The following is a 12,556-nucleotide window of genomic DNA, read 5'->3' on the forward strand; positions in this document are numbered from 1 at the left end:
TGGCGATGGCGGCGCCGCGGTCTTCAGCCCTTGCGCCGCAACCACTCCACCATCCCCAACCCCGCTGCACGCCCACTGGCGAAACACGCGGTCAGCAGATAGCCACCCGTTGGCGCTTCCCAATCGAGCATTTCCCCAGCGCAAAACACCCCAGGCATTTGCTTGAGCATCAACCGCTCATCCATCGCCTCGAACAACACACCGCCGGCACTGCTGATGGCCTCATCCAGCGGTCGGGTTTTCACCAGTGTCATCGGCAACGCCTTGATCGCCTTGGCCAGCAATGCCATGTCGATAAAGGTGTCGGCAGATGTCAGCTCTCGCAACAGTGCCGCTTTCACCCCATCGATACCCAACTGGCTATGCAGATGCTTGGCCATCGAGCGTGATCCCCGTGGCTTGCTCAAGGCAGCCTGGACTTTATCCACAGGTCGTCCGGGCAGAAGATCGAGATGAACGGTCGCCGAACCGTACTGGTTGATGGCTTCACGGATCGGTGCCGACAAGGCGTAGATCAAGCTGCCTTCAATCCCCGTGGCGGTAATCACACATTCACCGAGCCGCGGCACGTCGTCGTTGAGGCCGATGGCGATGTTTTTCAGCGGTGCGCCGGCGAATTTGCTGATCATCAAATCGCTCCAGGCCTGCACCTCGAAACCGCAATTACTCGGTTGCAGCGGCGCGAGTCCTACACCCTTTTGCTCCAGTGGCAGCATCCACGCGCCGTCCGAACCCAGGCGTGACCAACTGCCGCCGCCGAGGGCCAGCAACGTTGCATCAGGCGTTAAGGTTTTTTCACCTTCGGGGCTCGACACTTTCAGGCTGCCATCGGCATTCCAGCCGAGCCATCGATGGCGGGTGTGGATAACCACGCCACTGTCGCGCAGGCGCTTGAGCCAGGCGCGCAGCAGGGGCGCGGCCTTCATGTCGGTGGGAAAGACCCGCCCGGAACTGCCGACAAAGGTGTCGATGCCCAGGCCATGTATCCACTGGCATAACGCATCGGCACCGAAGGCGCGCAACAGCGGAGCAATCTGCGGTGCCCGTTCGGCGTAACGCGAAAGGAACGCCGGGTAGGCCTCGGAGTGGGTGATGTTCATGCCGCCAACGCCGGCCAGGAGGAATTTTCGCCCCACTGAAGGCATGCCGTCGTACAGGTCGACCTTGATCCCGGCCTGGCTCAAGACTTCAGCCGCCATCAGGCCGGCGGGGCCGCCGCCGATGATGGCAACAGATGAAGGGGAGGAGGCGGAGTGCTGGGTCATGGCGTGCGCTGCGGTTCTGCGGAAGAGGGCGTGCATTCTATCAGCCCCATCCCCTGTAGGAGCGAGCTTGCTCGCGATGGACGTTAACGATGACGCGCTCATCCTGAATTTATGCGGTGCCCTTGAGTCCATCGCGAGCAAGCTCGCTCCTACAGGGTTCAGAGGTCTATTCAGTGGCTGGTTAAAAAATAATCACTTCTCTGTAGCCTGCAGGTGACATGGGCTGCAGTCCCTTTCACTCAGGTTATCCACAGGCAGTTCCACAGGCATTGTGGGTAAAGCATCCACAACTCAGTGACAGCCTGATGACTGCCAGACCCGTTGGGCGCTGTGATGGAGGATGCCGTGACGGCGGGCGAGGGCCCGGCGGTCCTTGCTGTAGCCGCCGCCAATCACGCCGACAACGGGAATGTCCCGACCCAGGCAATGGCGCATGACGGCTTCATCGCGGGCGGCGACGCCTTCGTCTGTCAGCTTCAGGTAACCGAGCGCGTCGTCCTTGTGCACATCGACACCCGCGTCGTACAGCACCAGGTCCGGCTGATAGAGGGGCAAGAGGTAGTTGAGCGCATCGTCCACCACCTTCAGGTAATCGGCATCGCCCATGCCGTTGGGGAGCGGGATGTCCCAGTCACTTTCGGCTTTGCGTGCAGGAAAGTTCTTCTCGCAGTGCAGGGAAACGGTCACGGCTTCCGGCGTGTTGTGCAGGATACGTGCAGTCCCGTCGCCCTGATGCACATCGCAGTCGAAGATCAGCACCCTGTTCACCCGACCACTCTCCAGCAGGAAATGGCTGATCACCGCCAGGTCGTTGAAGATGCAGAAACCGGCGGGGAAATCGTAATGCGCATGGTGCGTGCCGCCCGCCAGGTGGCAGGCAAGGCCATGCTCCAGCGCCTGCTCCGCCGCCAGCAGCGAACCGCCGACTGCCCGCACCGTGCGCCGGGCCAGGGCTTCGCTCCAGGGCAGGCCGAGGCGGCGCTGGTCCTCGCGGGACAAATCGCCACTCATGTAGCGCTCGATATACGAAGGGTCATGGGCGAGGGCGAGAATCTGCGGCGGGCACAACTGTGGGCGCAGCAGGTCGGCGTCGCGAGTCAGGCCGCTGTCCACCAGGTGATCGCGCAGCAGACGAAACTTGTCCATGGGGAAGCGGTGATCCGCCGGGAACTCGGGACTGTAGTCTTCGTGGTAGATCAGCGGCAGCGGCATGATGATTTCGTTTCGGAATGAGTGAAGGATCCTACCAGCGTTGTAGACTGGCAGCATGGAATTGGGGGAGGGGGACGATGGAGCCGATACTGGAACTGGCGAGCGCGCGATTGCTGTTGCGGCAGTGGCATGATGGCGACTTGGCGGAATTTGCCGCGATGTGCGCCAATCCACAGGTCATGCGTTATTTTCCGACGCCCTTGAGCCGATCTGAAAGTGCATCGATGATTGACAGGGTTCGCGAGCACTTTGTCGAGCATGGCTTTGGCCTCTGGGCGCTGGAGCGCAAGGACACCGGACAGTTCATCGGTTTTACCGGTCTGGGCGTGGTCGGTTTCGACGCGCCTTTCACTCCCGCCATTGAAATCGGCTGGCGCCTGGCGCGCGAGCACTGGGGCCTGGGGTATGCCAACGAAGCGGCATGGACCGCTCTGCGCTGCGGCTTTGATCGCCTGGTGTTGAACGAGGTCGTGTCCTTTACCGCGGTCAGCAACCTGCCGTCGCAGAAAGTCATGCAGGCGATCGGCATGCATCACGATCCGGCCGATGACTTCGATCATCCCAGGCTGGCCCTCGATCATCCCCTGCGTCGCCACGTGCTGTACCGCATCAGCCGTGAACAATGGCTGCAAACCTTGCATGGATAACCTGCCACGGACGTTTACAATGGCCCCCATGTTGGCACCGGCCAGAAATTGAATCGACCGACGCAGCCAGGACTGCGCGGCATTGCGTTGTGTGAGGAGAGTCTGAATGAGCCAAGTGTTGGATGATCTGGTCGACCTGCTGAGCCTGGAACCGATCGAAGAAAACCTGTTCCGTGGCCGCAGCCAGGACCTGGGCTTTCGTCAGCTGTTCGGCGGCCAGGTGCTCGGCCAGTCGCTGTCGGCGGCCAGTCAGACCGTTGAGGAGGCGCGTCATGTGCATTCGATGCATGGCTATTTCCTGCGTCCGGGCGATGCCAAGTTGCCGGTGGTGTATTCCGTTGACCGGGTGCGCGACGGTGGCAGTTTCAGCACGCGGCGGGTGACGGCGATCCAGAAGGGCCAGCCGATCTTCACCTGCAGCGCCTCGTTCCAGTACGACGAAGCAGGTTTCCAGCACCAGAGCGAAATGCCGCAAGTGGTCGGACCGGAAAACCTGCCATCGGAACTGGAACTGACCCAGCAGCGCGCTCACCTGATTCCCGAGCACATGCGTGAAAAATTGCTGTGCCCGAAACCGATCGAATTCCGGCCCGTCACCGAGGAAGATCCCTACAACCCGAAAGCCAGCGATCCGGTCAAATACGTCTGGTTTCGCGCCGACGGCGCCATGGCCGACGCCCCGGCCTTGCACAAGTATCTGCTGGCCTACGCTTCGGACTTCGGTCTGCTGACCACCTCGATGCTGCCCCACGGCAAATCGGTCTGGCACAAGGACATGCAGGTTGCCAGCCTCGATCACGCGTTGTGGTTCCACGCCGACCTGCGCGCCGATGACTGGTTGCTGTATGCGATGGACAGCCCGTGGGCCGGCAATTCCCGCGGCTTCACCCGTGGCAGCGTGTTCAACCGCGCCGGGCAACTGGTGGCTTCGGTCACTCAGGAAGGCCTGATTCGCCATCGCAAGGATTGGGCATGAGCCTGGCCGAGGTGCGCCATTGGGTGTTCGACATGGACGGCACCCTGACGGTGGCGGTGCATGATTTCGCGGCGATTCGCGTAGCGTTGGCGATCCCGCCTGAAGACGACATCCTCACGCATCTGGCGGCACTGCCCGCCGAAGAAGCCAGTGCCAAACACGCCTGGCTGCTCGAGCACGAACGCGATCTGGCGCTGGGCTCGAAACCGGCACCGGGGGCGGTGGAGCTGGTGCGTGAATTGGCTGGCCGCGGGTATCGCCTGGGGATCCTCACGCGCAATGCTCGCGAACTCGCGCATGTCACGCTGGAGGCTATCGGCCTGGCTGACTGCTTCGCCGTGGAGGATGTGCTGGGCCGCGATGAAGCGCCACCCAAGCCCCATCCTGGTGGATTGCTGAAGCTGGCCGAAGCCTGGAAGGTGTCGGCCAGCGAGATGGTGATGGTCGGTGATTACCGGTTTGACCTTGATTGCGGTCGCGCGGCAGGAGCGCGGACGGTGTTGGTCAACCTGCCGGATAATCCGTGGCCTGAGCTGACCGATTGGCATGCGGCGGATTGTGTCGCCTTGCGGCAGATGCTCTTGGCTTGATTTGTTGAGAGCAAAAGATCGCAGCCTGCGGCAGCCCTACAGGGGAATTTCGGTTACGGGAACAACGCCTGTTGTCCTTGCGGTGATGTAAACATTCCGTCCCCGTTATGCCCGACCCCGGGCACTTCAATCAGTTGCTGCTGCAACCCCTGGGGTTGCAGGCGCTTCAGATAATTGAAGTAGTAGCGCCCGCGGGCCAATCGATTCGGACCCTGGGCCTTTGCCTCACAGCTTTTGTCCAAGGCTGGATGATTGGGATCGACGTCCTGCTGCCCCAGCAGATAAACGATGTTGCGCTTGAGGTACTTTTCCTGCAGCAGGGCGGCAGTTTGTCCTTCTGCGTAGGCAGGCATATCCGTCAGCCCGTACTTCCAGCGGTTGAATTGCGGACAGCCTGCATGATTGAAGGCCACTGGCCGACGCTCATCGAAATAGGTGTAGGAAGAGGGGTTGGCGACGACATAGCGCAGCTGCACACCGGCGGCTTCCAGGGCCGACTTGTCGTGACCCAGCAGGGCGTAGCGCTGAACCACCTGAGCGCCTCCCGAGTGACCGGCAATGACGATGTGCTTCAAATCCGGAAACTGCTGACGATCACCCAGGCGAGCGATGATTTCGTCCAGCGCGTCGTAGGAACTCAGGCGAAAGGGTGCGGTGGATTCACCGCCAGCCATCCACTCATTGCCCTGCCAGCGCAGGACGGTGTCCGCCACTGGATGCTGCGCAACGTCGGTTTCATTGAGAAACTGCGGGGCGATCACCAGGGTCGTAGCGCTTTGCCCGGCCAGTTCGGCCGCGCGCGTACCACTCTGCAGATACGTTTGCGCATTGCGCAAGCGACCATGGACGATGATCAATACCCGCTCGATTTTTGCCGGGGCACGGCTGATGCCCACCGCGATTTCACCGGATTTCAACAGCAGGCGCCCGGGGCTGAGTTCCTTGACCGCGTGCTCGGCGGCCTGGGACGTTGCGCATGTGAACAGTACGACTAACCACCACTTCTTCATCTACAGATTTTTCGCCGCAAAGGTATCGCACTGGCCAACCTGGCCCTGGGCGAATCCGGTTTTGAACCAGCGCACCCGTTGCGCTGACGTACCATGGGTAAACGAGTCCGGCACCACGCGGCCCTGACCCTGTTGCTGCAAGCGATCGTCGCCAATGGCGTTCGCCGCGTTCAATGCTTCTTCAATGTCGCCCGGCTCCAGCCAGTTCAGGCGCTTCTGCGCGTTGTTGGCCCAGACCCCGGCCAGGCAGTCCGCTTGCAGCTCCTGGCGCACCAGCAAGCCGCCATCGCCTTCCATCTGCCGGCCTTGCTGGCGGGCGACCTGCATCTTCGCCGAAACGCCGAGCAAGGTTTGAACATGGTGTCCGACTTCGTGAGCGATCACGTAGGCCTGGGCGAAATCGCCCGCGGCCGCAAAGCGTTGGGACATCTCCTGGAAGAAGCCCATGTCCAGATAGACCTTCTGGTCTGCGGGGCAATAGAAGGGGCCGGTCGCCGAGGTTGCCAGCCCGCAGGCCGAATTGACCCGGTTGCTGAACAGCACCAGGGTCGGATCCTTGTACTGCCGGTCCGCCTGCTGGAAAATCTGCCGCCAGGTGTCCTCGGTATCACCGAGGATCGAGCGGACGAACTCGGCCCCTTCGTCATTGGCCGGTGGCGCCTTGCGCGTCTGTGACGTGGTCGGCGCCGATTGTTCACTCATCTGCCCGGTCAATTGTCCGAGGATCTGCAGCGGGTCCTGGCCGGTGATCCAGCCGATGCCGACGATCAGCAGGATCGCCGTCAGGCTCAGGCCCTTGCCGCCACCAAAACGCATCCCGCCGCCACCGCCGCCGACATCATCGCCACGGGCATCGACCACGTTGTCGCTGCGTCGGCCTTTTTTCCATAGCATGTGGGAATCCTCTGATGTTGCGGGTAAAGAACCGTGGGATGAGTGTTGCTGCAGAGTAGGAGCGGCGCCAGTCCGGTCGTCAGACAGCCGGGAGCGGCAGCGGTTCTATCAGGCGGCGACATTAGGGGCTTCATTGACGGGCGGGTATCACAGGACATCGGCAGTGAAGGTGTCACAGGTCTCTGGCAGGCCCGAGGCAAATCCTGTCTTGAACCAGTTCACGCGCTGGCGGGAAGTACCGTGGCTGAATGTCTCCGGTCGAACCTTGGCATTTCGCGAAGCTTGCAGTTGGTCGTCACCGAACATTGCCGCGGCATGCAGGGCGGCTTCGATATCACCCGGCTCCATCCAGTCCAGGCGCTGTTGCGCATGGTGCGCCCAGACTCCGGCCAGGCAATCGGCCTGCAACTCCGCACGGACCTCCAGTCCGCCATCGCCGCTGACCGGTTGTTGTTCGAGCAAGGCTTTTTCGAAAGGTTCGGACAGTCCCAGTTCAAGCTGCACGTGATGCCCGATTTCGTGCGCGATGATATAAGCCCGCGCGAAGTCACCGACCACTGCAAACTGCTGCTCCAGTTTGTTGAAAAAGCCGAGGTCGAGATACACCTGTTGATTGCTCGGGCAATAGAACGGGCCACTGCTGGAGCTGGCGAAACCACAGCCGGAGACCACGCCGTTTTCGAACAGCGTCAAGGTGGGTAGCGGGTAGTCTCGGCCCATTTGCGCAAACAGTTGTTGCCAGGTGTCTTCGGTATCGCCCAGCACCGACTGGACAAACATCAGCTGCAGATCTTCTTCAGGCTCGACCGATGGTTGAGGGAGGGGGTGGTTCAGGGTGTACGAGGGCGCGGGCGCAATGACGTCCGCTGGCGTGTCCAGTGTCGAATAGAGTCCTGCGCCGGCCAGGGCGACGGCGGCCAGTCCGGCAGCCAGTGTTGTCCCTGTAAGTGTGCGGGCATCCTTGCCCTGGCGAGTGTCGTTCACGTTTTTGCTGCGTCTTGCCTTGTTCCATAGCATGTTGGCGGTCTCTCATAGATGGGTGGGGCGTGTAGCGCCGGGTCTATGAATAACCGCACTGGCCAAGGCGTGTGGGTGAAATGTGTAAGGTTTGGTAAGCCACAGTCATTGCGACGGGTGTCGCACATCAAAAGTGGCCTTTTCGCGGTTATCGATCGAACGCGTCCCACACGGGCGCAAAGTCCGGACTGACTTGCCTCTCACGCTTGGACAAGCCGGCAATCAGCGCACGATCCTGATCATCCAGATTGACTGCGAACGCTTCCAGGTTGGCTATTTGGTTGGCCTTGCTGCTGGCCTTGGGGATGGCGGCCACGTTCGGTTGATCCAGCAGCCACTTGAGTGCGACCTGGGTCGGCAGTACTCCGTGTCTGGCAGCAATTTGCTGGATAGCCGGAACATCCGAGACCTTGTTGCGTGCCAGCGGCGAATAAGCTGTCAGTGCCAGGTCATTTTGACGGGCGTAGTCCAGCAGTGCGTTTTGTCCGAGCAGCACGTGGTATTCCACCTGAATGGCTGACAGCGGTGCGCCCAGTTCCTCGACCACTTTGCGCAGCAGGGGCAGCGGGAAATTCGCCACGCCGATGTTGCGCGCCAACCCCTGTTCCTTGAAGGACACCAGGGTTTCGATCGTGCGCGGCAAGTCCCAATCGGTGCCGGGCCAGTGGATCATGAAGAGGTCAATGTAATCGCTGTGCAGAGCCTTGAGGCTGCGGTCCATGGAATGGCGCATGGCATCGGGTTGCAGCTGGTCCCACCAGACTTTGCTGGTGACGTGGATCTGTTCACGGGGTGTGGGGCTATTCAACAGTGCCTGACCGACAGCGTCCTCATTGTTGTAGGCCGCAGCGGTATCGACGTGGCGATAACCCAGTGCCAGGGCCTGTTCCACGGCCCGGGTGCATTCTTCACCGAGCATTGGCCAGGTGCCGAGGCCGAGCTTGGGCATGTTCAAGCCCTGTGCGTTAACGATGTGTTGCATGGTCGATCTCCTTTTCATAAGCGCTGATGCCGGCGATATGGCGTGCGGCGATGTAGCCGAATGTCAGCGCCGGCCCCAGGTTGATGCCGCCGGCAGGGTAGTGGCCGCCCATGATGCTGGCCATGTCGGCTCCCGCCGCATACAGGCCGCTGATGGCCTGCCCCGAGTCGTCGAGGACCTGGGCGTGTTGATTGACCTTGAGTCCGGCAAAGGTGCCGAAACAGCCCGGTTCGACTTTCACGGCATAGAACGGACCTTGTTCGATGGGTGCGACGCAGGGGTTGGGCTGTTGGCGCGCATCCCCCTGTTTGCGGTTGTAGGGCGTTGATCCGCGGCCGAACTGTGGGTCCTGGCCGTTTTGGGCGTGCCGGTTGTAGTCCGACACGGTGGTGCACAAGCCGATCGGGTCGATGCCGCAGGCTTGGGCCAATTCTTCCAGGGTGTTGCCGGTTTTCAGATAACCGCTGCGGATAAAGGACGATAGCGGTACCGGAAACGGCCGGGAAATACCCAGGCCATAACGTCGCTGGAAGCCATGGCTGCAGATCAGCCAGGACGCCACTTCTTCGCCGGGCGGGGCGCTGGCGACCATGGCCGTCACATAGTCGTAGTAGCCGTTGGCTTCGTTGACGAAGCGCTGGCCATTGCTCAGCACGCCGATGATCCCCGGCTTGCCGCGTTCGATGATGTGCGGGAAGTGGCCGCTGCTGCCATCGCGATAGGGCACGCGTGACACCGGTGCCCAGGCCACAGGCGATGCCTGGTTGGTGTCGACCCGGGCGCCGACGCTCTCGCCCAGTCGCAGGCCATCGCCGGACACGCCGAGGGGCGGCAGTGCCAGGTGTTCGTGTCCGGTCGGTGTGCGGGGGAACAAGGCCTTACGCCGTTCGATGTCATTGGCGAAACCGCCGGCCGCGAGCACCACCGCCCTGCGTGCCTTGATGCGGATCGAACCTTTGCCGGTGCGAACGACCGCGCCCTTTACCTGATTGTTCTCGTGCAGCAACTCGGTAACCGGTGCCGACTCCCACAGCAACACGCCAAGATCATCGGCGGATTTCGCCAGGCGCGCCACCAGCGCCACGCCGTTGACCAGCTGCATCGCCCGGCCATGCACGGCGAGGTCGAACAGATGGCGAGTGAAACGCCGGGTAACGTGCCAGGCCGCCGACAACGAGCGGGTCAGGTTGAGAAACGCGGTGAGGTCGGCGCCCGCCATGATCGGCATGCCCATGAAGGCTGTTTCGCGCATGGTTTTGCGCAGACGCTTGAGCAGCTTGCCGACGTTGCGCGCGTCATAGGGCGCGGCGATCACCGAACGCCCACCGGTGCCGGCCCCCGGCGTGTCGCCATGAATGTCGGCGATCGCATTGCCGTCGGCAAATTGCAACGAAGTGTGTTGTTCGAAGAACGCCACCATGCGCGGAGCGGCCTCGAGGAAGGCATCGATCATTGCCGGGTCATACCGGTCGCCCAGTTCGTGTTTCAAGTAAGTGCGTGGCAGTTCAACTTCCTCGACGATACCGGCTCGTCGGGCCAGGGGGTTGCACGGTACCCAGGCCCAGCCGCCGGACCAGGCGGTGGCACCGCCCAATACCGGGTCTTTTTCCACCACTATCACCTTCAGGCCATGCCATGCCGCCGTCACGGCCGTTGCCAGTCCGGCCGCACCGGAGCCGACGATCAGCACATCGCAATCGATGTCGGGAAGGGGTTGGGCAGGCATTGATTGAACTCCGCTGTTTATTATTGTGGAATCTGGTTCCAGAAAATATATGAGGGCCGCAGAGAGCCGGCAAGTCGATGCTGAGTAAAGCGGGCGGTTATCGGACAGTCAGTTCCAGATTTCGCATTCCTCAGGTTGTCTTCTAGAATCGAGCAAATTTTGCGTGGATACCCCCATGGCCGGCAGTCAGATCGAACGTGTTTTCAGTGTGCTTGAAAGCCTCACCAGCGACCCTCGCGGCCTGCCGATGCAGGTGCTGGCAGAGCAATTGGACATCCCCAAGAGTGCCACCCACCGCTTGCTGGTTGAGCTGATCCGGCTCGGCTATGTGCGCCAGAATCCGGAGAACTTGCGTTATCACCTGTCGACCCGGCTGGTGGCGATGGGCTTCCGTTATCTGTCGAGCAGCGGTGCGGATATCGTGCAGCCGGTGCTCGACCGGTTGGCTCAGGAAACCGGCGAACTGGTGCGCCTGGGGGTCATCGAAGGCGAGCGCCAGACCTGGATTGCCAAGTCGCAGGGGGCTCGTTCCGGTCTGCGTTACGACCCGGACATGGGGCGGGATGCGCCGCTGTTCTACACCGCCTCCGGTCATGCCTGGCTGGCTTGCATGAGCGATGCCGAAGCCTTGTCGCTGGTGGAGCGCCAGGCGGCGGATCGGCCATTGGAGCTGGGCCCGAATGCCCCCAGGTCCAACATTGAATTGCTTGAACGGTTGCGCCTGGCACGGGAGCAGGGCTACGCCTGTGTCGAGGAAAGTTCGGCGGTGGGTACCTCGGCGATTGCCGCGGTGGTGCGACATCCCGGTGATGGACGGGTGATCGGCGTGCTCAGCATCGCCGGGCCGAGTGCGCGGCTGCCGGGGGCGCGGCTGCATGAACTGGCGCCGTTGTTGTTGGCGTTTACCGATGAGTTGTCGGCGGCGAGTCTGGCGTCAGAGCTATTTCCCTGAGGCCTGTACAATCCCTGTGGGAGCGGGCTTGCTCGCGAATGCGGTGTGTCATGCAACGGAAATGTTGATTGATACACCCTCTTCGCGAGCAAGCCCGCTCCCACATTTGGCTGGCGTTGAGCTTGCCAAAGCTGTGCGCTGTTCGAACACTTTCAATGCGTGCTTGTGTAAGAATCTGGAACCAGGTTCTAAATTGTTGATTCCAACAATAACACAAGAGGACCGCACCTTGAGTTCACCATTGCGTATAGCCCTGATCGGCACTGGCAACATGGGCCAGCAGCATTACCAGCAGTTGAAAACCCTGACTGAAGCGACCTTGTGCGCCGTGGCCGACCCTGGCCCGCAAGCGCCGGGCCTCGCGAGAGAATGGGGAGTAGGGTATTTCGCCGATCATCGTCAGATGCTGGAGCAGGCAAAGCCGGAGGCGGTCATTATCGCCAACCCGAATACGCTGCACGTCAGCACCGCGCTCGATTGCCTGGCTGCCGGGTTACCAGTGTTGCTGGAAAAGCCGGTGGGTGTGCACCTGGATGAGGCCCGGGAGTTGGTGGCTGCCTCGAAGTCGAGCGGCGTTCCCGTGCTGGTCGGCCATCATCGACGCCACAACCCGTTGATCGTCCGCGCCCATGAACTTGTCCACAGCGGCGCGTTGGGCCGGTTGAGCACCGTCACCGCACTCTGGCAATTGCGCAAACCCGACAGTTATTTCGAAACGGCCTGGCGCCGCGAGCCCGGTGCGGGCATGTTGTTGACCAACTTGATCCACGACCTCGATCTGCTCCGGCATCTGTGCGGCGAAGTGCGCCAGGTGCAGGCCATCACCAGCAACGCCGTGCGCGGGTTTGCCAACGAGGATTGCGCGGCCGTGCTGCTGCAATTCGACAACGGTGCGCTGGGCAGCCTGACCGGGTCCGATGCGGTGGCAGCGCCCTGGAGTTGGGAGTTGGGCTCCGGAGAGAACCCGGTGTATCCACGCCAGGCCGACCAGCCGTGCTATTTGCTGGCGGGAACCGCCGGGGCGCTCAGTATCCCGCAGCTCAAGCACTGGCACTACACGCAAGCCGACGGTGGCTGGCATCAACCCCTGGCGTCGACGAACGAGCCTTTCAGTGTCGAACCCGCGCTGCGCTTGCAGTTGCAGCACTTCGTGCGCGTGGCGCGTGGGCAGGTCGAGCCGCTGGTCAGCGCCGCTGACGCAGCCCGCACCCTGGCGCTGGTCGAGGCGATTCGCCAGGCCGCTGAAACCGGGCGCGCCTGCGCACCGGCCCTGATCGAGGATTGA

At 61.9% G+C, this 12,556-nt stretch carries 12 protein-coding genes; 5 read left to right on the forward strand and 7 right to left on the reverse strand.

Features of this window, described 5'->3' with window-relative positions:
- Window positions 1-23 precede the first annotated feature (23 nt).
- Both NPS56_RS10100 and NPS56_RS10105 read right to left on the reverse strand, forming a co-directional pair.
- Entirely contained in the window at window positions 24-1,265 is a 1,242-nt protein-coding gene (locus NPS56_RS10100; RefSeq protein ID WP_274074487.1) for a TIGR03862 family flavoprotein, read from the reverse strand.
- A gap of 291 nt (window positions 1,266-1,556) precedes the next feature.
- Entirely contained in the window at window positions 1,557-2,477 is a 921-nt protein-coding gene (locus tag NPS56_RS10105) for a histone deacetylase family protein (protein ID WP_274074488.1), read from the reverse strand.
- Window positions 2,478-2,554: 77 nt separating this feature from the next.
- Between NPS56_RS10105 and NPS56_RS10110 the strand changes: the two genes are divergently transcribed.
- From NPS56_RS10110 to NPS56_RS10120, 3 genes are all read left to right on the forward strand, one after another.
- Entirely contained in the window at window positions 2,555-3,124 is a 570-nt protein-coding gene (locus NPS56_RS10110) for a GNAT family N-acetyltransferase (RefSeq protein ID WP_274074489.1), read from the forward strand.
- A 106-nt stretch (window positions 3,125-3,230) separates the two neighbouring features.
- On the forward strand, window positions 3,231-4,100 hold the full coding sequence (gene tesB, locus NPS56_RS10115) for an acyl-CoA thioesterase II (RefSeq protein ID WP_274074490.1): 870 nt from the start codon (window positions 3,231-3,233) through the stop codon (window positions 4,098-4,100).
- Entirely contained in the window at window positions 4,097-4,690 is a 594-nt protein-coding gene (locus NPS56_RS10120; protein ID WP_274074491.1) for an HAD family hydrolase, read from the forward strand. Before tesB ends, NPS56_RS10120 begins: the two co-directional genes overlap by 4 nt.
- A 53-nt stretch (window positions 4,691-4,743) precedes the next feature.
- On the opposite strand, the gene NPS56_RS10125 is transcribed toward NPS56_RS10120, so the two are convergent.
- The 5 genes from NPS56_RS10125 to NPS56_RS10145 form a co-directional block, all read right to left on the reverse strand.
- Complete coding sequence (locus tag NPS56_RS10125) at window positions 4,744-5,700, reverse strand: alpha/beta fold hydrolase (RefSeq protein ID WP_274074492.1); 957 nt, start codon at window positions 5,698-5,700, stop codon at window positions 4,744-4,746.
- Entirely contained in the window at window positions 5,701-6,594 is an 894-nt protein-coding gene (gene ypfJ, locus NPS56_RS10130) for a KPN_02809 family neutral zinc metallopeptidase (protein ID WP_274074493.1), read from the reverse strand.
- A gap of 147 nt (window positions 6,595-6,741) precedes the next feature.
- Window positions 6,742-7,611 (reverse strand): KPN_02809 family neutral zinc metallopeptidase, encoded by an 870-nt coding sequence (gene ypfJ / locus NPS56_RS10135; protein WP_274074494.1) that lies wholly within the window; start codon window positions 7,609-7,611, stop codon window positions 6,742-6,744.
- A 148-nt stretch (window positions 7,612-7,759) separates the two neighbouring features.
- Window positions 7,760-8,593 carry an aldo/keto reductase gene (locus NPS56_RS10140; protein WP_274074495.1) on the reverse strand — a complete coding sequence of 278 codons (834 nt, stop codon included), beginning with the start codon at window positions 8,591-8,593 and terminating at the stop codon, window positions 7,760-7,762.
- Entirely contained in the window at window positions 8,577-10,319 is a 1,743-nt protein-coding gene (locus NPS56_RS10145) for an FAD-dependent oxidoreductase (protein ID WP_274074496.1), read from the reverse strand. The genes NPS56_RS10140 and NPS56_RS10145 overlap by 17 nt, the downstream gene beginning before the upstream one ends.
- A 175-nt stretch (window positions 10,320-10,494) precedes the next feature.
- On the opposite strand from NPS56_RS10145, the gene NPS56_RS10150 reads away from it, so the two are divergent.
- Window positions 10,495-11,271, forward strand: coding sequence for an IclR family transcriptional regulator (locus tag NPS56_RS10150; protein ID WP_274074497.1), 777 nt, complete (start codon window positions 10,495-10,497; stop codon window positions 11,269-11,271).
- Between the two features lie 229 nt (window positions 11,272-11,500).
- Window positions 11,501-12,556, forward strand: a complete 1,056-nt coding sequence (locus tag NPS56_RS10155) for a Gfo/Idh/MocA family protein (protein WP_274074498.1) — start codon at window positions 11,501-11,503, stop codon at window positions 12,554-12,556.

Source organism: Pseudomonas putida, assembly GCF_028682635.1.
GTDB lineage: Bacteria > Pseudomonadota > Gammaproteobacteria > Pseudomonadales > Pseudomonadaceae > Aquipseudomonas > Aquipseudomonas putida_AE.

Bases quoted from the DNA above. Each gene is read 5' to 3' on its own strand.
- NPS56_RS10100 (WP_274074487.1), bottom strand. From the start codon at position 1,265: ATGACCCAGCACTCCGCCTCCTCCCCTTCATCTGTTGCCATCATCGGC.
- NPS56_RS10105 (WP_274074488.1), bottom strand. From the start codon at position 2,477: ATGCCGCTGCCGCTGATCTACCACGAAGACTACAGTCCCGAGTTCCCG.
- NPS56_RS10110 (WP_274074489.1), top strand. From the start codon at position 2,555: ATGGAGCCGATACTGGAACTGGCGAGCGCGCGATTGCTGTTGCGGCAG.
- tesB (WP_274074490.1), top strand. From the start codon at position 3,231: ATGAGCCAAGTGTTGGATGATCTGGTCGACCTGCTGAGCCTGGAACCG.
- NPS56_RS10120 (WP_274074491.1), top strand. From the start codon at position 4,097: ATGAGCCTGGCCGAGGTGCGCCATTGGGTGTTCGACATGGACGGCACC.
- NPS56_RS10125 (WP_274074492.1), bottom strand. From the start codon at position 5,700: ATGAAGAAGTGGTGGTTAGTCGTACTGTTCACATGCGCAACGTCCCAG.
- ypfJ (WP_274074493.1), bottom strand. From the start codon at position 6,594: ATGCTATGGAAAAAAGGCCGACGCAGCGACAACGTGGTCGATGCCCGT.
- ypfJ (WP_274074494.1), bottom strand. From the start codon at position 7,611: ATGCTATGGAACAAGGCAAGACGCAGCAAAAACGTGAACGACACTCGC.
- NPS56_RS10140 (WP_274074495.1), bottom strand. From the start codon at position 8,593: ATGCAACACATCGTTAACGCACAGGGCTTGAACATGCCCAAGCTCGGC.
- NPS56_RS10145 (WP_274074496.1), bottom strand. From the start codon at position 10,319: ATGCCTGCCCAACCCCTTCCCGACATCGATTGCGATGTGCTGATCGTC.
- NPS56_RS10150 (WP_274074497.1), top strand. From the start codon at position 10,495: ATGGCCGGCAGTCAGATCGAACGTGTTTTCAGTGTGCTTGAAAGCCTC.